The organism is Leisingera daeponensis, from assembly GCF_019801465.1.
GTDB lineage: Bacteria > Pseudomonadota > Alphaproteobacteria > Rhodobacterales > Rhodobacteraceae > Leisingera > Leisingera daeponensis_A.
This window is the reverse complement of record NZ_JAHVJA010000003.1, coordinates 479,249-501,979: the sequence shown is the minus strand read 5'-3', so window position 1 is coordinate 501,979 and position 22,731 is coordinate 479,249. Positions and strand designations below refer to the sequence as shown.

The window sequence follows — 22,731 nt, the reverse complement described above, 5'->3', positions numbered from 1 at the left end:
AGCGCTCAGAGGTAGAGGATGAAGAAGGTGCGGAGCGGGCCCGGCAGGTATTCATAGAGTAGTGCCCCCGGGATCTTGACCGACAGGAAGGCTTTGAACAGCAGCACGACGGCCACGGCAAAGGCGGCGCTCGTCCACAGCATGAACGGCCTGCGGTAGCCCATCCGCCAGCTCAGCAGCGGCATGAACACCAGCGTCACGGGCAGGTAGCCGATGAGGGGCACCAGCAGAACATAGCCCATAAACCAGCCTGCGAATTCCAACACCTGCCCCCAGCGCTTGACCTCCCGCAGGTCATTTCGGCTGATCCGGCGCCACGGCAGCTTGTAAAGGTGCAGCCCGCCCAGCAGCACCATGCCGCCAATGGCGACAGCAGGCCAAAAACGGGGCTGGGCAAACAACTTTGTCTTTTGAACCCAGGCAGTTTGCTCACCGATCAAGGCCAGCAGCAGCAGCGCAAGTCCCACCATGATCAAGGCAAAGATCAGCTGGCCGCGCCGCGGTCCAGCAAAGCGGCGTTCACGTTCCGAAGGCATTTGGGGAGCTCTTTGTCCACGCGAGTAGGAAAAGTCACCGGGACCCGGCAAGGCCCCGATGAAGTGGGGGAGGATTATTCCGCCAGCAGGCCGCCGATACGGGCCATGGTTTCGATGTCATTTGCGACGCGGGCCGTGCTGTCCTCGGCGCCCTGCCAGTAAACCAATGCGCCGGTTTCCTTGGCGACGTTCTGGGCGCGCTCACTCATCACCGTCTTTTCGGCCACGGCGATGATCTTGTCGCGCACGTCCTGCGGGGTGTCCTTGGTCACGAACAGACCGTTCCACAGGGCGATGTTCAGGCTGTCGTCCAGCTCGCCGATGGTCGGCGCGTCGGGGGCCAGCGGGATGCGCTCGTCGGTGATGGAAACCAGCACCTTGACCTCATCCAGGCAGGGCAGCACCAGCTGCAGGGTGGTGTTGATCACATCCGCATCGCCAGAGGCCAGCGTGTTGCAGTCCAGCGCATCAAACGCTGCATCCGACCCCCATTCGAATCCCGCGTTCTTAGCATAGGCCTTGGTCACTTGGGTCGGGGTCAGCACATCGCCGAAGTGGCCCAGCGCCACGTCGTTCTCTTTGGTATAGGCCGCCAGCTCTTCCATCGTGCTGTAAGGCGCACCAGCGGAGGTGGCGATCACAAACGGATAGGTCAGAAAAATCCCCAGCGGATCGAACTTGGCGGGTGTCAGCGGCGGAATGTCGATCTGATGGCCCATCACCGGCACACCGATAACGAAGGAGCCAATGGTGTAGCCGTCAGCCGGCGCATTGGCGACCTCGATCGCCCCCGGGAACGGCCCGCCGCCGCCGCCCGGTTTATTCACCACCGCTGCGGCAACGCCGTATTCGTTCTGGAAGTCCTCGGCGATCATCCGGGTCAGAACATCCTCCAGATCACCAGGCGGCCACGGCACGATGAAGTTCACCGGCTTTTCCGGATACTCGGCCTGCGCTGCAACTGCGCTCAGTCCCAATGTCGCTGCTGCAGCAGCCCCTTTCATCAGAGATTTGAGTTTCATGGCTATCCTCCCAGTATTGCCACCAGGTTCATTATTTGAACCATTGGTTTGAATTTAGATTGACAGGCCGCCCCGTTATCTGTCAACAAAATTGCATCTCGGGTGCGTCTTTTTCCGTAAACACCACCCTCCAAGGCCAAACAGGGAGCACGTACAGGCGCATGGGAACGGTATCCAAGGCCTTGTCACTACTAACGTTTTTCAACCACGGCCGGACGGAAATCGGCCTCAGCGACCTGACTCGCCTGTCCGGCATGAACAAGGCCACAGTGTACCGGCTGATGAGCGAACTGCAGGAATCAGGCTTTGTCGAGCAGGCCGGTGCGGACCGCTCCTACCGTCTTGGCCCTCAGGTTCTGCGCCTTGCCGCCCTGCGCGAGGCAGCAGTGCCCATACTCTCGGTCTCCCGGCGGGTGCTGCGCGACCTGAGCGATGAAACCGGCGAAACAACCCACCTTTCGCTGCTGCAAGGCAGCCAGCTCAATTCGCTGTCTCACGCCTACTCCCCGCGCAATGCCACCAAGGTAATGATGGAAGACGCCGAAGTGCTGACGTTTCACGGCACCAGCTCAGGGCTGGCGGTCTTGGCCTATGCCGACCAAGCTTTTGCAGAAGAACAGCTGGCCCGGCCGCTGGAGGCCCGCACGCCGGAAACCATCACCGACCCCGACGAAATCCGCGCCCAGCTGGCCGATATCCGCAGCACAGGCATTGCCCAGTCCATCGGCGGCTTCGAGGCCGACGTGCACTCCCACGCGGTCCCGGTCTTCGGCCCGGACCGCCAGGTAATCGGCGCGCTGGCCGTGGCCGCCCCGGTTTCCCGAATGACGCCAGAACAGAAACAGCTGATCCCGGCAGCCCTGCGCCGCGCGGGCGCCACTCTCACTCATCGAATCGGCGGTTCCGCCCCCACGGACTACCCGCAGGACGACACCGCCTGAACTTCACCGGCCCAGACCAGGCCCCAGCCAGGAGCTGCCAAAATGAAAGACTCCAATTTTCTAAAAGAACACAACGCCAAATCGCTCTGGCATCCGATGGCGCACCCTGCGGACAGCCTGGCCAACCCGCCCGCGATTATCACATCGGCCCAGGGGGTGAAGATCACTGACATTGACGGGCATGAGGCGGTCGATGCAGTCGGCGGCCTGTGGAACGTGAACCTCGGCTTCTCCTGCCAGCCCGTGAAAGATGCCATTGCCGCGCAGCTGGACGTGCTGCCATACTACTCCACCTTCCGCGGCACCACCAACGACCAGGTGATCCAGCTGGCCGAGGAGCTGCGCAAGTTCTTCGCCCCCGACGGGCTCACCCGCGCCTTCTTCACCTCCGGCGGCTCGGATTCGGTGGAGACCGCCCTGCGGCTCGCACGCCAGTACCACAAGATCCGCGGCGAGGAAGGCCGCACCAAGTTACTGAGCCTCAAGAAGGGCTACCACGGCACCCACATGGGCGGGGCTTCAGTGAATGGCAACGCCAACTTCCGTACCCAGTACGAACCGCTGCTGCCCGGCTGCTTTCACATCCCGGCGCCCTACACCTACCGCAACCCCTTCAACGAGTCGGATCCGGAGCGCCTTGCCCAGCTCTGCCTGCAGGCGCTCGAGGATGAGATCGCCTTCCAGGGTGCAGCCACTGTCGCCGCCTTCATCATGGAACCCATCCTGGGCGCAGGCGGTGTGATCCCGCCGCATCCCAGCTTCATGCCCGGCGTGCGGGAGATCTGCTCCAGACACGGCATCCTGCTGATCGCGGACGAGGTGATCACCGCCTTCGGCCGCACCGGCTCCTGGAGCGGCTCGCGCCATTGGGGCGTTCAGCCGGACCTGATGGCCACCGCTAAGGCGATCACCAACGGCTATTTCCCCTTCGGCGCCGTGATGATTGCCGATCACATGACCGAGACCTTCGAGAAAGACACCACCGGCAAGGCAGCCATCGGCCATGGCTACACCTACTCCGGCCACCCGGTGGGCGCAGCCGCCGCCCTCGCCTGTCTTGCCGAAACCCGGCGCCTGAACGTGCCGGAAAACGCCTCTGCCCGCGGCACTCAGATTCACCAGGGCTTGCTGGCGCTACAGCAAAAATACGACCTGATCGGCGACGTGCGCGGCGGGCACGGGCTGATGTGCGCGCTGGAGCTGGTCTCCGACCGCACAACCAAGGCCGCAGTCGATAAGAAAACCATCGGCAAACTGCAGGAGGTTGCTTATGAGGCCGGCGCCATGGTGCGGGTCTCCGGTCCCAACATCATCCTGTCGCCGCCGCTGGTACTGAGCGAGGCGGAAGCGGAAACCATCCTCTCCGCGCTGGATAAAGGTTTTGCGGCGGTGAGCTGACACCCGCGCCGAACGCAACCGCGCCCGGGCCGTCAGGCCCGGGCGCCACCAGGTGCGATGGCAGAGCTCACCCCTTCGGCACCTCCAGCACCAACCCGTCCAGGTCCGGATGCGTTTCGATCTGGCAACTGAGACGGCTTGTTTCCCGCCGCTCCTCCGCCAGGCCCAGCATCGCAGCTTCAAACTCGCCAGCCTCACCGCATTTGGCGGCCCAATGCGGATCCACATACACGTGGCAGGCAGCGCAGGCGAGGCAACCGCCGCACTCCCCCAAAACGCCCGGCACACCGTTTGCCAGCGCGGCCTCCATCAGGCTTTGCCCATAATCCGCCATCGCCGTAACGGTCCCGCCGTCCGGCAGCTTCCAGGTTACTTTCACGGTTTCTCCTGCGGATGGTCAGATAAAATGCACATAGAAATCGCGCATCTCGTCGCCTTCTAGATCGCGGGTCTTGCGCACTTCCTTACGTTTCATGAAGACGTGGTTGGCCACCAGCTCAGAACCAACGGCCTGCGCCAGCACGGTGTCCCGTTCCAGGTCATTCACCGCCCCCTTCAGGTCCGCTGCCGTGCCCTCGCGCGCATCGGTGCGGTCGAAGCCGTCGCCGGTCTCGATCGGCGGCAGCGGGTAGGCGTTCTCTACCCCCAGCCGCGCGGCCTGCAGCACCGCCGCCACCGCCGTATAGGGATTGGCCGAAGCATCCGCCGTCCGGTGCTCCAGCCGCGCCTTGGCGCCGCCTTCCGAGCTGATCCGCGTGGTCACGTTGCGGTGGTCGCCGCCCCAGTTCTGCCAGTACCCCGACAGCGAGCCCGGCTGCAGCCGCATGTAGCTGTTGGCGGTCGGCGCGATCAGCCCAGCCAGCCCCTTGTGGTGATGCAACAGCCCCGCCAGGCAGCCGCGCGCGAGATCGTTCAAATACTCCGGCCCGCCCCGCGCTCCCGCGGACAACGCATTGCCGCCCGCCTCGTCCAGGAAGGAAAAGTTGATATGCATGCCGGATCCGCCCGCCTCGGCTACCGGCTTGGGCATGAAGGTCAGCACGATGCCGTACTCCAGCGCCACCTCGCGCGCCATCAGGCGGAACAGCACGATGTCATCCACCGCCTTCACCGCGTCATCGAAGGTCAGGGTGTACTCGAACTGCGGGCTGTCGAACTCGGCAGTGATCATGTCCAGCGAGAAGCCCATGTCATCTGCCATCGCCCAGATCCGGTCGTTGAAGCGCAGCGGGTCAGCAAACGGCCCGGTGCCATAGACCACCCCGCCCGGCGCATCATAGGGCATCAGCCGCCCGCTGTCGTCGGCCTGCAGGGCAAAGGCCTCGAGCTCGATCCCGACCTTGGGCGTCAGTCCATGCTTCTGCCAGTCCGCCACCGCCCGCTTCAGTGCCCGGCGCGGACACAGCGCCAGCGGCTCCCCCTCATCATCATACAGATCGCCCAGCACCACCTTGGTCGCGGCATGCCAGCTGTCGCGGATATCGTCATGCAGCCACTTCAGCTCCATGTCCGGCAGGCCCTGCTTCACCATCGAGCCCGGCGCATCCAGCAAGTCCCTGTCGTAATGGGTGCCAAAGACCGAGCGGCAGAAGCGTGTGCTGCCGTCACCGATCTTGGAATTCGGAAGATACTTCCCCCGCATGATGCTGAGGTGGTCGCAGAACATCGCGCGCAGGCGGGTCTTCATGGCTCCGGGTCCTTCCCTGTTGGACAGTCATCGGCATCGTTCACCTGTGCCTTTTACTTAACACATTTATCGGTTTCTGCGGAGTTCTTCCTGCGGGAAGACCAGAAAGCTAAGCAGCTTCCACCCTGACCGGCAGCTCTTTGATCCCGCCCACGAAATTCGATCTCAGGAATTTATGCGGACCGGCGGCCTCAATATGCCGGATCCTCTTGGCCAGTTCCTGGAACAGCACCGTGACCTCCAGCCGCGCCAGCCACATGCCCAGGCAGACATGCGGGCCAAACTGCCCGAACGACAGGTGCCGGTTCGGGCTGCGGTGCAGATTCACGTGAAATGGCCTGTCAAAGTAACCCTCGTCGCGATTGGCGGAGACAAACCAGTAAAGAACCTTATCGCCTTTCCGGATGGTCTTTCCGTGCATTTCCACATCCCGCGTCGCGGTGCGGCGGAAATACAGTGCCGGTGTTGCCCAGCGGATGATCTCATCCGCTGCTGTCTCCCAGATCGCGCCGCCCGCCTGCATCTGCTCCAGCAGCTCCGGCTGGTGGCACATCGCCTGAATCCCCGCCGCAATCGAATAGCGCGTCGTGTCATTGCCCGCCGCCACCAACAGGCAGAAAAAATTTCGGAACTCGGTCTCAGTGATGACTGATCCGTCCTTGGCCGGAGCCAGGATAAGGTTCAGCACTCCCGCGGTGTCGCCCATCTTCGCCTTCGCCTCCATCAGTTCCTTGGCGTAGACATACAGTTCCGCCCCCGCGGGAGAGTTGAAGGGCATCATGCGGAACTCATCCGTCTGCATCTTGTCCAGTACATGGGAGGTGAAATCCGGGTCGGTATTGGCGATCAGCGCATCGCCCTTTTCCACCAGCCAGGGCAGGTCTTCCTCCGGCAGGCCCACCACGCGGCCCAGCATCCGCATCGGCAGCTGGCGGGCAATTTCCTTGGTGGCGTCGAACTCCCCCTTGGTCAGCGCCTGATCCAAGATATCCGCACAGAGGTCGCGAATGTCTTGCTCATACTGCGCCATCGTGGTTTTGGAGAATGCCTTCAGAAGTTTCATCCGCACCTTGGAGTGCTCCGGCGGATCGGTCTCCTGAAAAGTCCGGCGCGCCAGGTATTCCTCGTAGGTCTGGTCCTCCATCCGGATGCCGCGGGCGGAAGAAAACACTTCGGTGTTCTTGTTCATCGCGGTGATGTCTTCATAGCGGGTGACCGACCAGAAGTTCCCGCCGCCGGCATATTCAGTCCAATGCAGCGGATCCTCGCGGCGAAGACGGGCAAAGGTGCTGTGCGGCGCGCCATCGGCAAAAGTGTCGTGACTGCTCAGATCCGCATAACCGTCATCAGTGGGGGTCCAAACTGTCATTGCGGGCTTCCCTAACTTGCTCCTGCAAAGTATATTAATAGTGATTGTAAATATGTAAATGAAAACTCTGCGAGCCCCCTCATGCACTTGGCCGTCCTGATGACCAACACGGACGAAAGCGAATTCGCCCAAGCCCACCCCAAGGACGGCGAGAAATTCACCGATCTGATCCAGATGGCGCGACCGGACTGGCGCACCACCGTGTTTTCCGTGAAGGATGGCGCGTTCCCGCAGGATCTGTTTGCATTTGACGGCGCGATGATTACCGGAAGCCCCGCTTCGGTTCGCTCCGGCGCTTCCTGGATCAGGCAGCTCCTGGATCTCATTCGCGCGGCCGACACCCGGCAGTTCCCGATGTTCGGCGCCTGCTTCGGACATCAGGCCATCGCAACGGCTCTTGGCGGCGCCCTGGATCACAACCCCAGCGGCTGGATCCATGGGCTGACCCGCAACAGTCTGCTGCACCGTCCGGAGTGGGCCAATGACCTGACGGATGAATTCAAGCTTTACGGCTCCCATTGCGAGTGCGTCAGCAGGCTGCCGCAAAGCGCAACAGCCTTCAGCGAGAGCAACGGCATGAACACAGGCTTCCTTCTGGGCCGCCACATCCTCACCACCCAGCATCACCCGGAGATGACACATGATTTTATCCTCGCGCTGAGCGAAGAAATGCGTGGGGAGCTCGGCCCGGAGACTCACGCCCGCGCCTTGGACAGCCTCAAGGAGCAGTCGGACCAGCGGGTCTTTTCGGAATGCCTCGCCCGCTTCTTTGAGCAGGCGGCCCGCTAGGGTTTCACCCTTACCGAATACACTCGCTGAAAGCACACAGCCGTCAGGCCCGGTCCGGTCAGGGATCAGCCCAACGCAGCCAGCAGATCCATCACCGTGACCTGGTCGAACTGGACATGCGCGGTCATCGCTGCCTCAGCTCCTTCCCGGTCATGGGCAAAGATAAGCGCGGCAATCTCCCGGTGTTCCTTGGCCGATTGCGCAATCGCCCCGGGGTAGCTGTAGCGCGCCCGGTAATAGGCCATCAGCTTGCGCGCATTGGTCTTGATCATCTCGACCAGGAACGGGTTGCCCGAGCCTTCGGCGACGCAAGCATGAAACCGCAGGTTCAGCTGGTAATACCCGGCCGGGTCGCTGTCGCCCTTCTCTGCCGCATGGGCTTCACAAGCCGCCACCGCTGCCTCCAGCTGCGCGGCCTGCGCCGGTGACAGCCGCCGCGCCGCCAGCCCTGCCGCCTGCCCCTCCAGCCGCGCATGCACCTCCAGAATGGCCAGAAACTCCTCCAGCGTCGGCTTGAACAGCACCGCCCCCTTGCGCGGCAGCCGCTTGATCAGGCCGATCGCTTCCAGCTGGATAAAGGCTTCCCGCACCGGCGTGCGCGACACGCCGTGGCGTTCCACCAGCTCGCTTTCCTCCAAGGGCGCGCCAGGCACCAGCCGCCCGGCCTCGATATCCTGAAGGATTGCGTTCAGAACCTGTTCCGTCTGCCCTGCCATTGCGCCGCCTTTTATGGGTTTTGAGGCCAATTTATGCGTGCCTCCGCGGCTTGGCAACGCGCGGCTGGGGGCGCTGCCCCCGCCCTTCGGACTCCCCCGGAGTATTTTTGCAGAGGTGAAAAGGCTGCGCGGCTACTTGGGCACCGGACCGCGGTATTTCTCCGTCAGCTCTGGCGCCACTTCGTCCGCTTCATAGACGCCCAGCAGGATGCCTTTGCACCCGGACTTGCCGCGGCGTGCCTTGATTTGCGCATCCGACAGGGTGATGCGCTGCGACATCCGCAGACCCCACTCCAGGAGCCGGTCATACATCAGGTCGATGATCCCCTGATGCGCATCGCCCTTGGCCAGATCCACCAGCTCCTGCGGGTCGTTTTCCATGTCGAACAGCATCGGCCGCAGCCCGCCCTCCGCATGCATGAACTTCCAGCGCTTGTCCGCCACCATGAACAGCCGCGCATCCTTTGGCTCCAGCCCCAGCTTTTCGCACAGCGGCATGGTCGAATAGTCAAACTCGGCCACGGCATAGCCGCGCCACTTTGGGGTTTCGCCGCGCAGCCAGGGCATCAGCGAGTGCCCTTCGAGGATATGCGGCGCCGGCTCACCGCCTGCGGCCTCCAGAAAGGTTGGAAGCAAGTCAATTGCCTCTACCAGCTCATCGCAAACCGATCCGCGGGTAGCATCTGCTTCCGCATGCGGGTGATAGACGATCAGCGGCACCTTGATCGAGGGCTCGTGGAACAGGTTCTTTTCCCCCAGCCAGTGATCGCCGAGGTAATCGCCATGGTCCGAGGTCAGCACGATCATCGTGTCCTGCATGCGGCCCGTCTCCTCGAGCCAGCCGAACAGGCGGCCCATCTGGTCGTCGGCCTGCTTGATCAGCCCCATATAGGCGGGGATCACCTTTTCGCGCACTTCCTCGCGGCTGAAGGTCCTGCCGATCTGGTTGTTCATCATACCGTCAAAAACCGGATGCGCGTCTTCCCGTTCCGCGTCGGACCGCACCACCGGCAGAACATGCTCAGGCCCGTACATGCCGTGGTAGGGAGCAGGGACGATATAAGGCCAATGCGGCTTGATATAGCTCAGGTGCGCACACCAGGGCCCTTCAGCCCGTTCGATGAATTCCATGGCCCGGGTTGTCAGCCAAGGCGTTTCGCTGTCTTCCTCGGCAATGTTGGCCGGCTTGTCCGCGTTGACCATAAACCAGCCAGAGGCGATGTCATTCCCTTCGATCCCCGCATTGGCAAAATCGTTCCAGGGGTTCTCGCCCGGATAGCCCTTTTCCTTCAGGTATTCGTTATAGGGGCTGCGCTTCTGGTCGTAGAAGCCGTCCGGCCCTTCCGCCCACAACCCATCGTCACGCACGTAAGGATCAAATCCGCATTCCGACTGCCGCACCCCGATCACGCTGTCCGGCGCCAGCCCCAGCCGCTGCATGCCTTCGGCATCGGCCACCATATGGGTCTTGCCGATCAGGTGGCAGCCCATGCCCGCCTTGCGCAGATGGTCGCCCATGGTCCACTCGCCTACCCGCAAGGGGTAGCTGTTGAACTGCACCCCGTGGCTGGAGGGATACCGCCCCGTATAGCTCGACATCCGTGACGAGCCGCAGGTGGGCGACTGCACATAGGCGCGGGTGAAGCGCACGCCCCTGGCGGCCAGCCCGTCGATATGCGGAGTGTGCAGATGCGGGTGGCCTGCGCAGCTCAGGTAGTCGAACCGCAGCTGGTCGAACATGATATAAAGAATGTTCATCGGCGCCTCCCGCTCTGTGCTTCCTCATTAATAAACAAGTGAAGCAATTTTGGCGAGAGGGACTTCTTGACCCAAGCACCCGGCTGCCTGAACTATGCCCCTTGTTTAGTTTACTCCAGCCCCAACGGCCCTCATGACCGCGCAAGCAGCCCAGACCGCAATCCGCCCGGCCAATGCTGACGACTGCTCCAGCCTCGCAGCCCTGTCGCTCGAGGTGTGGTGCGGTACTTACCTGCAGAACGGCATCAACAGTCATTTCGCAGATTATGTGCTCAGCCAGTATACCCCGGCGCATTTTGCTGCCGCCCTGCAAAACCCGGCAGAGCGCCTGCTTGTGTCGCAGAACCTGGACGGGATCGATGGGTATATCCGACTCGCACACGGGCAGCCCAACCCGGTGGACAATCAGTCCCGGACCGAAATCATGACACTCTATGTCCAGCCGCGGCACCAAGGGAATGGCACCGGCCTCCGACTGCTGCAGGCCGGCCTGCAGCTCTGCCGCGACAACCATTGGGATGCCCCCTGGCTCGCAAGCAACTCGGACAATACCAGCGCAATTTCGTTTTATTTGCGCAATGGGTTTGAACATGCAGGCCTGACCCATTTCAGGATCGGGGACAGCCACTACCCGAATGACGTCCTCCGGTTCCGCAGTCCGTAGCGTCCGCCCAACCCAAAACCAACAGACGCCTTACGTTTCCGATACTCCGCAAGCGGACATAAGCACCTGACTGTGTCCAGTTTCCTGCTTCTGCGCTTTGACACGTTACAAGTTTTTACTCCATTCAGATATTGCGTTACATTTTACTTGCCGCGAATCATATTCCGGCGTATCACCGACCCAACGGTCGGCTTTTCCCGCCGCCACAGGAGACGCGAACACCATGGATGCATTCATCTGCGATGCCACCCGCACCCCGATCGGCCGCTATGGCGGCGCGCTCAGCCAGGTGCGTACTGATGACCTTGCTGCGCTGCCCATCGCCGCCTTGGCGGCGCGCAACCCGGACGTGGACTGGGGCACATTGGATGACGTGATCCTGGGCGACGCCAACCAGGCCGGCGAAAGCAACCGCAACGTGGCCCGCATGGCCGCACTGCTGGCCGGCCTGCCGACCACCGTGCCCGGCACCACGATCAACCGGCTCTGCGCCTCCGGCATGGATGCGGTCGGCATGGCGTCGCGCGGCATCAAGGCAGGCGATTATGACATGGCCATCGCCGGCGGCGTCGAAAGCATGAGCCGCGCGCCCTTCGTGATGCCCAAGGCAGCCTCCGCCTTCACCCGCGCCAACGCGGTCTATGACACCACCATCGGCTGGCGCTTCGTGAACCCGAAGATGGAAAAGATGTACGGCACCGACTCGATGCCGCAGACCGCCGACAACGTGGCCGCTGACTATGGCGTCTCGCGCGAAGACCAGGACGCCTTCGCCGCCCGCAGCCAGGCCCGTTGGGCCGCGGCGCATGAGGCTGGCATTTTCAAGGATGAGATCACCCCGGTCACCATCCCCCAGCGCAAGGGCGATGACCTGGTGGTCGACACCGACGAGCACCCCCGCCCCGGCACCTCGGCTGAGAAGCTGGCGGGCCTCAAGGGCGTCAACGGCCCGGACAAGAGCGTGACCGCCGGCAATGCCTCCGGCGTCAACGACGGGGCCGCCGCGATCCTGATGGCCAATGAGGCTGCGGCCGCCAGGAACGGCCTGAAACCGATGGCCCGCATCGTCGGCATGGCCGCCGCCGGGGTCGAGCCGCGCATCATGGGTATCGGCCCGGTGCCTGCTACCCGCAAGGTTCTGGCCCGCACCGGCCTGACCATCGAACAGATGGACGTGATCGAATTGAACGAGGCCTTCGCGTCGCAGGGCCTTGCCACCCTGCGCGAACTTGGCGTTCCGGACGATGCGCCCCATGTTAATCCCAACGGCGGTGCGATTGCACTGGGCCACCCGCTCGGCATGTCCGGGGCGCGGCTGGTGCTGACCGCCGCCTATCAGCTGCAGCGCACCGGCGGGCGCTATGCGCTCTGCACCATGTGCGTCGGCGTCGGTCAGGGAACAGCCCTGATCCTGGAACGCGTGTAATCTACCCCGCAGGAGGTCCCAGACATGTATGCTCAGATGATCAAATCCGAAGCGACCCAGGACGATCCGGAAAAGCTGGCCGCCTTCCAGGCCCGTATCGACGCGGGGGAGAAGATCGAGCCCAAGGACTGGATGCCCGAGGGCTACCGCAAGACGCTGATCCGCCAGATCGGCCAGCACGCGCACTCCGAAATCGTCGGCCAGCTGCCCGAGGGCAACTGGATCACCCGCGCCCCCACGCTGGAGCGCAAGGCGATCCTGCTCGCCAAGGTGCAGGACGAGGCGGGCCACGGCCTGTACCTCTACTGCGCGGCGGAGACACTGGGCGTGACCCGCGACGAGCTGACGGAGATGCTGTTGGACGGGCGGATGAAATATTCGTCGATTTTCAACTACCCGACGCTGAACTGGGCTGACATGGGCGCGGTCGGCTGGCTGGTCGACGGCGCGGCGATCATGAACCAGGTGCCGCTGCAGCGCACCTCCTTCGGCCCCTATTCGCGCGCGATGATCCGGATCTGCAAGGAAGAGAGCTTTCACCAGCGCCAGGGCTATGACGTGATCCGCAAGATGGCCGAAGGCACGCCGGAGCAGAAGAAGATGGCGCAGGATGCGCTGAACCGCCTCTGGTATCCGTCGCTGATGATGTTCGGCCCCTCGGACAAGGACTCGGTCCATTCCGCCCAGTCGATGGCCTGGAAGATCAAGATGAACACCAATGACGAACTGCGCCAGAAATTCGTCGACCAGACCGTGCCGCAGGCCGAATACCTGGGCCTGACCGTTCCCGACCCGGACCTGAAATGGAACGAGGAGCGCGGCCACTACGACTACACCGACCCGGACTGGAGCGAGTTCTTTGACGTGATCCAGGGCAACGGCCCCTGCAACACCGACCGGCTCGCCGCCCGCAACAAGGCCTGGGACGACGGCAAATGGGTCCGCGACGGCATGCTGGCCCACGCCCGGAAGAAGGCCGCGCGCAAACACGCAGCCGAATAACCCCAAGCTTTCCGGCGCCGCCGCTGCGCAGGCGCCCCCTCAGCCAGGAGGATTAGAGACATGAAAAACGAATGGCCCCTCTGGGAAATCTTCATCCGCGGCCAGCACGGCATGAGCCACCGCCACGTCGGCTCGCTGCATGCGCCCGACGCCGAAATGGCGATCAAGAACGCCCGCGACGTCTACACCCGCCGCAACGAGGGCGTGTCGATCTGGGTGGTCGAGGCCAACAACATCAGCGCCTCCTCCCCCAGCGACAAGGGGCCGCTCTATGAGCCGTCGGAGAGCAAGGTCTACCGCCACCCGACCTTCTTCGACATCCCCGAAGAAGTGGGGGCAATGTAATGACCCGCGACGAGGCATTCACCCAGTTCCTGCTGCGGATGGGGGACAACACCCTGATCCTCGGCCACCGGGTCAGCGAATGGTGCGGGCACGCTCCGGTGCTGGAAGAGGACATCGCGCTGGCCAATACCGCGCTGGACCTGATCGGCCAGACTCAGATGTGGCTCGGCCTCGCCGCAGAGCTGCAGGGCGAAGGTAAGTCTGCCGACGACCTCGCCTTCCTGCGCGACGCCTGGGATTTCCGCAATGTGCTGCTGGTCGAGGTGCCGAACCACGACTTCGGCCGCACCCTGATGCGCCAGTTCCTGTTTGACGCCTGGCACTTGATCCAGCTGGGCCGGCTCGTGAAATCCTCCGACCCGCGCGTCGCTGCAATTGCCGAGAAGGCTTCCAAGGAAGCGGCCTACCACCTGGAGCGCTCCGCCGACACGGTGGTGAGCTTGGGCGACGGCACCGAGGAAAGCCACCGCCGGATGCAGGAGGCGCTCGATTACCTGTGGCCCTACGCGGGCGAGATGTTCCAGTCCGACGAAGTGGACGCGGAAATGGTAAAGGCGGGCATCGCCCCTGACCCGGCCGCCTTACGCGAGGAATATGATGCGCTGGTCTCCCGTGTGCTGGATGAGGCCACGCTGACCATCCCGGAGAGCCGCTTCGCCCACAAGGGCGGTCGCACTGGCGCGATGCACACCGAGCACTTGGGCCACCTGCTAACCCAGATGCAATGGCTGCAGCGCGCCTACCCGGGCGCCAAGTGGTAAGGCCACGGCCAAAGAACTGAGGGCATCGCCCCTTCCCGGGGGAGGAGCAGCAGCGGGCCTTGCCCGGCGTATACGCCGGGCGGAAACGCCAATGAGGGTAACCGCATGAGCCAAGTGACAACTCAGCCAAGCATTGAACAGATCTGGGACTGGCTCGACGCCGTTCCCGACCCGGAAATCCCGGTGATCTCGCTGGTGGACCTGGGCATCATCCGCGATGTAGCCTGGCAGAGCGAAACCCTGGTGGTCACCGTCACCCCGACCTACTCCGGCTGTCCGGCCACTTCGGTGATCAACATGGACATCGAAACCGCCCTGCGCGCCCGAGGCATCACCGACCTGCGGCTGAAGACCCAGATATCCCCCGCTTGGACCACCGACTGGCTGTCGGAAAAGGGCCGGGCAAAGCTCGAGGAATACGGCATCGCCCCGCCCCAGCCTGCAGGCGGCCCGGAGAAATGCCCGCATTGCGGCAGCAAACATGTCACCAAGGTCAGCCAGTTCGGCTCGACTCCCTGCAAGGCCCACTGGCGCTGCCAGGACTGCCTCGAACCTTTTGATTATTTCAAGTGCATCTGAGGAGACCCTGATGGCGCGCTTTCACGACCTTGAAGTCACCGACGTCCGCAAGACCATCCGGGATGCGGTGGTTGTTACCCTGAAGCCCGCGGACGGCGCGGCAGAGGAATTCGATTTCACCCAGGGCCAGTACCTGACCTTCCGCCGCACCTTCGACGGCGAGGAGCTGCGCCGCAGCTACTCGATCTGCGCAGGCAAAAGCGAAGGCATTCTGCAAGTCGGCATCAAGCGGGTCGACGGCGGCGCCTTTTCGACCTGGGCCAACACCGAACTGAAGGCGGGCGATATCCTGCAGGCGATGCCGCCGATGGGCAGCTTCTTCACCCCGCTCGATGCGGTGGCCGAGAAGCACTATCTGGGCTTTGCCGGCGGCTCAGGCATCACGCCCGTGCTGTCGATCCTTAAGACGACGCTGGCGGCGGAACCCAAATCCTCCTTCACGCTGGTTTATGCCAACAAGGGCGTGAACACGATCATGTTCCGCGAGGAGCTGGAAGACCTCAAGAACCTGTACATGGGCCGTTTCAACGTGATCCATGTGCTGGAATCGGACGCGCAGGAAATCGACCTGTTCACCGGCCTGGTGACCGAGGAGAAATGCGCCCAGCTGTTCGAGCACTGGATCGACATCAAATCGGTCGACACCGCCTTTATCTGCGGCCCGGAGCCGATGATGCTGGGCATTGCAGCCGCCCTGCGCACCGTCGGGCTGGAGGACAGCCAGATCAAGTTCGAGCTGTTCGCCTCTGCCCAGCCGGGCCGCGCCAAACGCAAGGCCGCCGCGAGCGGCGCAGCCTCTAGCGCCAACCAGACAAAGGCTGCCATCACCCTGGACGGCGCCACCCAGACCATCGAGATGGGCAAGGACATGACCCTGCTGGACGCTGCGCTGGAAAACGCGATGGACGCGCCCTATGCCTGCAAGGCGGGCGTCTGCTCGACCTGCCGCTGCAAAGTGCTGGAGGGCGAGGTCGAGATGGTCGCGAACCACGCGCTGGAAGACTACGAGGTCGAGAAGGGCTATGTGCTGTCGTGTCAGGCCTATCCGGTGACCGATAACGTCGTGGTCGATTACGACCAGTAACGCCTGCCCGAGGGAGGAAAGATCATGACTGACGAGATGAGCATCGCAAGCTATCTGGCCCAGGGCGGCGTGCTGAGCAACCCGTCCAACGTGCCGCCGCGCTACCGCGCCGAGCTGATGAAGATGATGGCGACCTTTGTCGACAGCGAGCTGGCAGGCGCCGCGGGCTTTGCCGACATCATCAACGAAGGCCCCGGCATCAAGGCGCGCATCGCCGCCGCCAAAATCGTGCTGGAAAAATCCGACAGCGCCGAAAAGGTGCTGCGCATCATGGGCGAGTTCGGCGCCGACACCGACCGCTACGCCGACCACCACCCCTGGACCGCGCGGCTGGAGCGGGACGCCGACATCGGCCAGACCCGGACCAAGCACGATATGCGGCTGGCCGTCTTCAACTACCCGCTGGAAGGCTGGGCCGACGCGGTGGTGATGAACCTGCTCATGGGAAGTGCCGTTGCCGTGCAGCTGGAAGAGCTGAGCCATGTCTCCTACCAGCCGCTGGCCGAGGCTTTCCGCGCCATCCAGCCGGTTGAGGCGCATCACGCGGAATTGGCCGAGGAAGGCCTGATGGTACTGGTCGAGACGCAAGGCGCAGAGACTCTGCAGGCGCTGGCGGACTACTGGTGGCCAAGGGTGGCGGCCAGCTTCGGTTCGGAGACTTCGCAGAAATTCGAGGGCCTTAAGGCGATGGGCTTGCGCCGCACCCCAAATGCGGAGCTGAAGGCCCGCTGGGAACAGGCCGCCACTGCCGTTCTGGCAAAGGCCGGCATGAAGCCCGCCGCCTGATCGCCAGCGGAAATGCTCCCGCCCGGGCTTCCGCGCATCACTGATGCGCAGGCCCGGTTGGGCCCGGCGCGCCTGACGGCGCGCTGGCCGCGCTGCTTACGTGCCGCTGTGCAAAACCACAGGGAAATGGTGCACCGCTGCGGAATAGCCTTTTGAACGGTAACCCTCCATCTTCACCTTAACAGACAGATGGAGACAGCAATGAGCACCGGCACAGCCCCCCTGCCCGCAGGCACCCGCATCGGCCATATCCACCTGAAGGTGTCGGACCTGGAACAGGCAATCGCGTTTTACAGCGGCGTGCTGGGGTTCGAAGTAACCCAGCGGCTGGGCAGCTCCGCCGTCTTCCTGTCAGCGGGCGGGTATCACCACCACATCGGCCTCAACACCTGGCAGTCGCGCGGCGGTCCTGCCCCGGCCCCAAATATGACCGGCCTCTACCACTCCGCTATTCTGCTGCCGGACCGTCCGAGCCTGGCCGCGGTGCTGCGGCGGGTGCTGGACGCAGGCATCGCCTTGGAAGGCGCCGCCGACCACGGCGTGTCCGAGGCCATCTATCTGCGCGACCCGGACGGCAACGGGGTGGAGCTGTACCGCGACCGGCCGGAAGAAGAGTGGCCGCGCGGGTCCGACGGCAGCCTGCAGATGGGCTCCGCCCCCTTGGATTTGCGGAATTTGCTCGCGGAGATTGAGTAGGTCAGCTATCCTGTCCGAATGTTTCGCGCGCGAAACAATGGGTCAGGCACCCTGACCCGACCGACGCAGCGTCAGAATTCCAGAGGGTGCGGATCAAGCTCTTGTCGGCAATCAGAAAATCTTCAATTGCCATGACGCCGCACAGCCCGCCCTGACCGGGATTAGGTCTGGACCTCTGACCTTTCGGTGCCTACCCTTGGGGCAAGCACAGGGAGGCAGAACCATGGCTGCGGGAAAGACGATCCGGACATTTTTCAACGGCAGCTGGCAGGACGGCAACCCTGCTGTAATGCGGGCCGCGGACCATGCCATGTGGCTGGGATCGTCAGTGTTCGACGGCGCGCGCCGCTTTGACGGCTTGACCCCGGACCTGGACTTGCACTGCTCCCGCACCAATGCCTCTGCCGAAGCGCTGATGATGGCACCTGCGCTGTCCACCGAGGCGATGACCGAGGTGATCCGTGACGGCCTGGAAGGTTTCGCCCCCGGTGCCGCCGTCTATATCCGGCCGATGTATTGGGCCGCCGACGGAGACGAGACGCTGATCGCGCCCATGGCGGACAGCACGCAGTTTGCCGTTTGCCTGGAAGAGATCCCGATGGCCCCGCCAGAGGCCGCTGCCACCCTGACCCGCACCCGGTTCCGCCGCCCTGTGCTGGAAAACGCGGTGGTGAACGCCAAGGCCGGCTGCCTTTATCCCAACAACGCCCGCATGCTGCGCGAAGCGCGCAGTAAGGGCTTCACCAATGCGCTTGTTCTGGACGCCATGGGCAATGTGGCCGAGACCACCACCAGCAACGTCTTCATGGTGCGCGACGGCGAAGTGTTCACGCCGATCCCCAACGGCACATTCCTTGCGGGCATCACCCGCGCGCGGCACATCAGCAATATGCGAGCGGATGGCCTTGCAGTGCATGAATGCGTGCTCGGCTATCAGGACTTTGAAGAGGCTGACGAGGTCTTCCTGTCCGGCAACATGAGCAAGGTCACCCCGGTCACCGCATTTGACGGCCGCCGCTATCAGGCAGGCCCCGTGGCCAAGCGCGTGCGGGATCTATACTGGGACTGGGCCGCCAGCCAGAAATGATCCGCGGCACCTGTGCACGACCAACAGGATTGAACTAGGGCCAGATGCCGTAACCCCATGGGGTTCTTTGGCTCTATTGCCTGACGGCGCCGCTTGCGCCATGATCCGCGGGGCAACAACGAGAGAGCGACGATGCGCAAATTCCTTGTGGTACTGGATGATAGCCGCGAATGCCTGAACGCGATGCGCTTTGCCGCGATGCGGGCGGCGCATACCGGTGCGGGCGTGACCATATTGTCTGTGATCCCGCCGGATGAATTCAACCACTGGATCGGAGTCGGCGAAGTGATGCGCGAGGAAGCCCGCGAACGGATCCATGCCCATTTCGAGGTCTTTGCCAAATGGATGCGCGACCGCCAGAATGTGGATCCGGAGCTGGTGATCCGAGAAGGCGAGCCGGTGCCAGAAATTCTCGATTATATCGAGGGTGACGCGGAAATCGGCGTTCTGGTGCTGGGCGCCGGAACCGGCCGCAAGGGGCCGGGACCGCTGGTCACTCAGCTGACCAAGAACTCCGGCACCCTGCCGGTGCCGATCACCATCGTGCCCGGCGACCTCAGCAAGGAAAAGCTGGAAGCGATCACCTGATCAAGCGGGACAGCAGAGGCAATGACCGGCAGGATCACATTCTGGTTCGACTTCGCCTCCACCTATTCCTATCTCAGCGTGATGCGGATCGGCGGATTGGCAGCCGCCCGCGGGATTTCGGTCAGCTGGAAACCGTTTCTTCTGGGGCCTGTTTTCGCTGCCCAGGGCTGGAACACCTCCCCGTTCAATCTCTTCCCGGCCAAAGGGCGCTACATGTGGCGCGATCTGGAACGTATCTGCGCCGCACGCGGCCTGTCCTTCTGCCGCCCGGACAGTTTCCCGCAGAACGGCCTGCTGGCGGCGCGGCTGGCCTTGGCTGCGGCAGAGGAGGACCGGATCGCTGCCTTTACACAGGCAGTGTTTCAAGCACAGTTCGGGCAGGGCGCGGATATCGCGGACGAGCGCGTTTTGCAGGGCTGTCTGCGCGTGTCCGGTCTTGCACCCGGGCTGGTGCAGCGGGCGTTGGATCCCGCAATTAAATCGGCACTGCGGGCACAGACCGACGAGGCCATTGCCATGGGCATTTTCGGCGCGCCCAGCTTTACCAGCGGGGCGGAGCTGTTCTGGGGCGACGACCGGCTAGAGCAGGCGCTGGACCACGCCGCAGCAGTCACAATTTAGAATCGTTCCAAATCTTGACTTGGCGGGCCGCAGAGCGCATATCGGGGGCACGCTTAACGGAGACCCGACATGTTCATTCAGACTGAATCCACGCCTAACCCGGCGACGCTGAAATTCCTGCCGGGCCAGACCGTTCTAGAGGTGGGCACTGCCGACTTCCCGAGCGCAGACGCCGCAGGCAAATCACCGCTAGCCTCCCGTATCTTTGCGGTCGACGGCGTGACCGGCGTGTTCTTCGGCAATGACTTTGTAACCGTGACCAAGGCCGACGGCGTCGAGTGGGACCACATCAAGCCTGCCATCCTGGGCGCAGTGATGGAACACTACCAGTCCGGCCAGCCGGTGATGGCGGACGGCTCTGCCGATCCCGCGTCGGGCCACGCCGAACACTCCGGCGAGGACGCCGAGATCGTCAACCAGATCAAAGAGCTGCTGGACAGCCGGGTGCGCCCGGCGGTGGCCCAGGACGGCGGCGACATCACTTTCCACGGCTTTGACCGCGGCGTGGTCTACCTGCATATGCAGGGCGCCTGCGCGGGCTGCCCGTCCTCGACCCTGACCCTGAAGATGGGCATCGAGAACCTGCTGCGCCACTACATTCCGGAAGTCACCGAGGTGCGCCCGGTTGCCGTTTGACCGGCCGCGAAAGGACATCTGATGGCTTCCGAACCGCTGGTTCTGGGATTTGACACATCGGCCGCGCATTGCGCGGCCGCTTTGCTGCGCGGGGATCGGCTGCTGGCCTCTCGGCTGGAGGAAATGACCCGCGGCCAGGCCGAAAGGCTGATGCCGCTGCTGGAAGAGGTGCTGGACGAGGGCGGCGCTGCTTGGCAGGACCTCGATGCCATCGGCGTAGGCGTCGGCCCCGGCAATTTCACCGGGATCCGCATCGCGGTTTCCGCCGCCCGCGGCCTGGCGTTGGGTCTTGACGTGCCGGCCGTGGGGGTGGACGGGTTTGAGGCGCGTGCCGCTGACGGGGCCCTGCCTGCCGTCCCGGCTCCGCGCGATCAGGTCTACGCAGCATTGCCAGGCGAGGCGCCGCGTCTGATGCCGCGCCAGGAGGCGGAGGGTGCCGCCCGCGGCGCCGGGCTGGCGTTTACGCCTGAGGCGAGCGCAGCCGGTTTGGCCGAAGCCATCGCCCGGATCGCAGCCGCGCGGTTCCAAACCGTGAGTGAGCCGCCAGCTCCCTTGTACCTGCGCGCCGCGGACGCTGCGCCCTCCAGCGACGTGCCGCCTGCGCTGATTGATGAGTGACCTGCTGACACCGGCCCAGATGGCCGCCACCCATGCCGCGGGCTTCAGCCAGTCGCGGTCCTGGTCGGCGCTGGAGTTTGCAGCCCTTCTGGACAGCCCGCTGATCTTCGCCGCCGGAGATGCCCGCTGTTTTGCGCTGGTGCGGGTGATTGCGGATGAGGCGGAACTTCTGACCATCGTGACGGATCCCGCCCATCAGCGCCAGGGCCTGGCCCGCGCCTGCATGGCCGCGTGGGAATCACTGGCCCGTGCGCGCGGCGCCGCCGAGGTGTTTCTGGAAGTCGCTGAAGACAACGCGCCCGCGCAGGCCCTGTACCGCGACTGCGGATTCGCGGAATGCGGGCGCCGGTCCGGATATTACCGGCGCGAAGGCGCCAATCCCGCGGATGCAATCCTGATGAGAAAGTCTTTACGTTAGGCCAGTTGCGCGGATTTCGCACCAAATGGTCAAAAAGCGGTTGACCCCCTCCCTGCCCAGCAGGCTAAATTGCCGCACCCTCTAAGGCCTGAACGGGGCCGGGCAGCGGAAAACCCCCGCTGCATCCAACAAAAAAAACAGTGGGAGTTAACCTGATGACCCTGATGAAACCGCTGATGGGCGCAGCCGCGTCGCTGGCCCTGACCGCAGGTGCCGCGCTTGCGGAACCGGCGCTGATCTTCGATCTGGGCGGCAAGTTCGACAAGAGCTTCAACGAGGCCGCCCACGGCGGCGCCCAGCGCTGGGCCGAAGAGACCGGCCAGAGCTACCGCGAGGTCGAACTGCAGTCCGAAGCCCAGCGCGAGCAGGCCCTGCGCCGCTTTGCCGAGGCCGGCGCCAACCCGATCGTGATGGTCGGCTTTGCCTTTGCCGACGCCCTGGGCCAGGTGGCTGCCGACTACCCGGACACCAAATTCACCATCATCGACATGGTGGTGGAAGGCGATAACGTGCGCTCGGTTGTCTTTAACGAACACGAAGGCTCCTATCTGGTGGGCATGATGGCCGCGATGGCGTCCAAATCGAACACCGTGGGCTTCATCGGCGGCATGGACATCCCGCTGATCCGCAAGTTCGCCTGCGGTTATGCCGAAGGGGTCAAGGCCGCCAACCCGGACGCCAAGGTGATTTCCAACATGACCGGCACCACCCCGGCAGCCTGGAACGACCCGGTGAAGGGTTCGGAACTGACCAAGGCGCAGATCAGCCAGGGGGCTGACGTTATTTATGCCGCGGCCGGCGGCACCGGAGTCGGAGTGCTGCAGACTGCAGCCGACGAGGGCATCCTGTCGATCGGCGTGGACAGCAACCAGAACCACCTGCACCCGGGCAAAGTGCTGACCTCGATGACCAAGAACGTCGGCAATGCCGTGTTCGAGGCCTTCACGGATGGCGCGGACATGGAGACCGGCTTTTCGGTCATGGGCCTGTCCAACGGCGGCGTCGGTTACGCCATGGATGAGCACAACGCTCCGCTGATCTCAGCCGAGATGCAGGCCGCTGTGGACGAGGCTGCAGCCAAGATCGCCTCCGGCGAGATCAAGGTGCATGACTACATGTCCGACGACAGCTGCCCTGCTCTGAGCTTCTGAGCAGAAAGCCCCGGGCCTTGACGGAGTCTTTTCATATTCTGTTTTCGGCCTGG

Annotated in this window: 26 protein-coding genes; 19 read left to right on the top strand and 7 right to left on the bottom strand. The window is 63.6% G+C overall.

What is annotated here, in order from left to right; translation table 11 throughout:
• Positions 1-5: 5 nt before the first annotated feature.
• Together KUV26_RS10860 and KUV26_RS10855 are read right to left on the bottom strand one after the other, a co-directional pair.
• Positions 6-536: a tripartite tricarboxylate transporter TctB family protein gene (locus KUV26_RS10860; protein ID WP_222503547.1), complete on the bottom strand. Its 531-nt coding sequence runs from the start codon at positions 534-536 to the stop codon at positions 6-8.
• Positions 537-610: 74 nt separating this feature from the next.
• Positions 611-1,558 carry a tripartite tricarboxylate transporter substrate-binding protein gene (locus tag KUV26_RS10855; RefSeq protein ID WP_222508340.1) on the bottom strand — a complete coding sequence of 316 codons (948 nt, stop codon included), beginning with the start codon at positions 1,556-1,558 and terminating at the stop codon, positions 611-613.
• Positions 1,559-1,719: 161 nt separating this feature from the next.
• Here KUV26_RS10855 and KUV26_RS10850 point away from each other — a divergent pair, with 161 nt between their 5' ends.
• Positions 1,720-2,499: an IclR family transcriptional regulator gene (locus KUV26_RS10850; RefSeq protein WP_222508339.1), complete on the top strand. Its 780-nt coding sequence runs from the start codon at positions 1,720-1,722 to the stop codon at positions 2,497-2,499.
• A gap of 42 nt (positions 2,500-2,541) precedes the next feature.
• On the top strand, positions 2,542-3,897 hold the full coding sequence (locus KUV26_RS10845) for an aspartate aminotransferase family protein (RefSeq protein ID WP_222508338.1): 1,356 nt from the start codon (positions 2,542-2,544) through the stop codon (positions 3,895-3,897).
• Between the two features lie 67 nt (positions 3,898-3,964).
• Here the strand turns inward: KUV26_RS10845 and KUV26_RS10840 are convergent, their stop codons facing one another.
• The 3 genes from KUV26_RS10840 to KUV26_RS10830 all read right to left on the bottom strand — a co-directional run bounded on the left by KUV26_RS10840 (position 3,965) and on the right by KUV26_RS10830 (position 6,953).
• Positions 3,965-4,276 carry a 2Fe-2S iron-sulfur cluster-binding protein gene (locus KUV26_RS10840; RefSeq protein ID WP_222508337.1) on the bottom strand — a complete coding sequence of 104 codons (312 nt, stop codon included), beginning with the start codon at positions 4,274-4,276 and terminating at the stop codon, positions 3,965-3,967.
• Between the two features lie 18 nt (positions 4,277-4,294).
• A complete protein-coding gene (locus KUV26_RS10835; protein ID WP_222508336.1) occupies positions 4,295-5,584 on the bottom strand; it encodes a glutamine synthetase family protein in 1,290 nt (429 codons plus the stop codon).
• 109 nt (positions 5,585-5,693) lie between these two features.
• A complete protein-coding gene (locus tag KUV26_RS10830; RefSeq protein WP_222508335.1) occupies positions 5,694-6,953 on the bottom strand; it encodes a cytochrome P450 in 1,260 nt (419 codons plus the stop codon).
• Positions 6,954-7,034: 81 nt separating this feature from the next.
• Here KUV26_RS10830 and KUV26_RS10825 point away from each other — a divergent pair, with 81 nt between their 5' ends.
• On the top strand, positions 7,035-7,742 hold the full coding sequence (locus tag KUV26_RS10825; RefSeq protein WP_222508334.1) for a type 1 glutamine amidotransferase: 708 nt from the start codon (positions 7,035-7,037) through the stop codon (positions 7,740-7,742).
• A gap of 65 nt (positions 7,743-7,807) precedes the next feature.
• Here the strand turns inward: KUV26_RS10825 and KUV26_RS10820 are convergent, their stop codons facing one another.
• Both KUV26_RS10820 and KUV26_RS10815 read right to left on the bottom strand, forming a co-directional pair.
• Complete coding sequence (locus tag KUV26_RS10820; protein WP_222508333.1) at positions 7,808-8,458, bottom strand: GntR family transcriptional regulator; 651 nt, start codon at positions 8,456-8,458, stop codon at positions 7,808-7,810.
• Between the two features lie 132 nt (positions 8,459-8,590).
• On the bottom strand, positions 8,591-10,216 hold the full coding sequence (locus KUV26_RS10815; RefSeq protein WP_222503538.1) for a sulfatase-like hydrolase/transferase: 1,626 nt from the start codon (positions 10,214-10,216) through the stop codon (positions 8,591-8,593).
• Positions 10,217-10,349: 133 nt separating this feature from the next.
• Between KUV26_RS10815 and KUV26_RS10810 the strand changes: the two genes are divergently transcribed.
• From KUV26_RS10810 to KUV26_RS10735, 16 genes are all read left to right on the top strand, one after another.
• Positions 10,350-10,880, top strand: a complete 531-nt coding sequence (locus KUV26_RS10810; RefSeq protein WP_222508332.1) for a GNAT family N-acetyltransferase — start codon at positions 10,350-10,352, stop codon at positions 10,878-10,880.
• Positions 10,881-11,103: 223 nt separating this feature from the next.
• A complete protein-coding gene (gene pcaF / locus KUV26_RS10805) occupies positions 11,104-12,306 on the top strand; it encodes a 3-oxoadipyl-CoA thiolase (protein WP_222503536.1) in 1,203 nt (400 codons plus the stop codon).
• A 24-nt stretch (positions 12,307-12,330) separates the two neighbouring features.
• Entirely contained in the window at positions 12,331-13,308 is a 978-nt protein-coding gene (gene paaA / locus KUV26_RS10800; protein ID WP_222503535.1) for a 1,2-phenylacetyl-CoA epoxidase subunit PaaA, read from the top strand.
• Positions 13,309-13,368: 60 nt separating this feature from the next.
• Entirely contained in the window at positions 13,369-13,653 is a 285-nt protein-coding gene (paaB, locus tag KUV26_RS10795) for a 1,2-phenylacetyl-CoA epoxidase subunit PaaB (RefSeq protein WP_170336421.1), read from the top strand.
• Positions 13,653-14,414: a 1,2-phenylacetyl-CoA epoxidase subunit PaaC gene (gene paaC, locus KUV26_RS10790; protein ID WP_222508331.1), complete on the top strand. Its 762-nt coding sequence runs from the start codon at positions 13,653-13,655 to the stop codon at positions 14,412-14,414. The genes paaB and paaC overlap by 1 nt, the downstream gene beginning before the upstream one ends.
• Positions 14,415-14,519: 105 nt before the next feature.
• The gene (gene paaD, locus KUV26_RS10785) at positions 14,520-14,993 is read left to right on the top strand and encodes a 1,2-phenylacetyl-CoA epoxidase subunit PaaD (protein WP_222508330.1); all 474 of its coding nucleotides are present in this window, start codon (positions 14,520-14,522) and stop codon (positions 14,991-14,993) included.
• A gap of 10 nt (positions 14,994-15,003) precedes the next feature.
• Complete coding sequence (gene paaE, locus KUV26_RS10780; RefSeq protein WP_222508329.1) at positions 15,004-16,077, top strand: 1,2-phenylacetyl-CoA epoxidase subunit PaaE; 1,074 nt, start codon at positions 15,004-15,006, stop codon at positions 16,075-16,077.
• A gap of 24 nt (positions 16,078-16,101) precedes the next feature.
• Positions 16,102-16,863 (top strand): Phenylacetic acid catabolic protein, encoded by a 762-nt coding sequence (locus KUV26_RS10775; RefSeq protein WP_222503531.1) that lies wholly within the window; start codon positions 16,102-16,104, stop codon positions 16,861-16,863.
• Positions 16,864-17,064: 201 nt separating this feature from the next.
• On the top strand, positions 17,065-17,559 hold the full coding sequence (locus tag KUV26_RS10770) for a VOC family protein (protein ID WP_222508328.1): 495 nt from the start codon (positions 17,065-17,067) through the stop codon (positions 17,557-17,559).
• Positions 17,560-17,782: 223 nt separating this feature from the next.
• Positions 17,783-18,646, top strand: a complete 864-nt coding sequence (locus KUV26_RS10765) for a branched-chain amino acid aminotransferase (protein WP_222508327.1) — start codon at positions 17,783-17,785, stop codon at positions 18,644-18,646.
• A gap of 132 nt (positions 18,647-18,778) precedes the next feature.
• Positions 18,779-19,234, top strand: coding sequence for a universal stress protein (locus tag KUV26_RS10760; protein WP_222503528.1), 456 nt, complete (start codon positions 18,779-18,781; stop codon positions 19,232-19,234).
• Between the two features lie 21 nt (positions 19,235-19,255).
• Positions 19,256-19,855, top strand: a complete 600-nt coding sequence (locus KUV26_RS10755) for a 2-hydroxychromene-2-carboxylate isomerase (protein ID WP_222508326.1) — start codon at positions 19,256-19,258, stop codon at positions 19,853-19,855.
• 69 nt (positions 19,856-19,924) lie between these two features.
• The gene (locus KUV26_RS10750) at positions 19,925-20,491 is read left to right on the top strand and encodes a NifU family protein (protein WP_222503526.1); all 567 of its coding nucleotides are present in this window, start codon (positions 19,925-19,927) and stop codon (positions 20,489-20,491) included.
• A gap of 21 nt (positions 20,492-20,512) precedes the next feature.
• A complete protein-coding gene (gene tsaB, locus KUV26_RS10745) occupies positions 20,513-21,109 on the top strand; it encodes a tRNA (adenosine(37)-N6)-threonylcarbamoyltransferase complex dimerization subunit type 1 TsaB (protein ID WP_222508325.1) in 597 nt (198 codons plus the stop codon).
• On the top strand, positions 21,102-21,527 hold the full coding sequence (locus KUV26_RS10740) for a GNAT family N-acetyltransferase (RefSeq protein ID WP_222503524.1): 426 nt from the start codon (positions 21,102-21,104) through the stop codon (positions 21,525-21,527). The genes tsaB and KUV26_RS10740 overlap by 8 nt, the downstream gene beginning before the upstream one ends.
• 155 nt (positions 21,528-21,682) lie before the next feature.
• Entirely contained in the window at positions 21,683-22,678 is a 996-nt protein-coding gene (locus tag KUV26_RS10735) for a BMP family protein (protein ID WP_222508324.1), read from the top strand.
• The last annotated feature ends 53 nt before the right edge of the window (positions 22,679-22,731 follow it).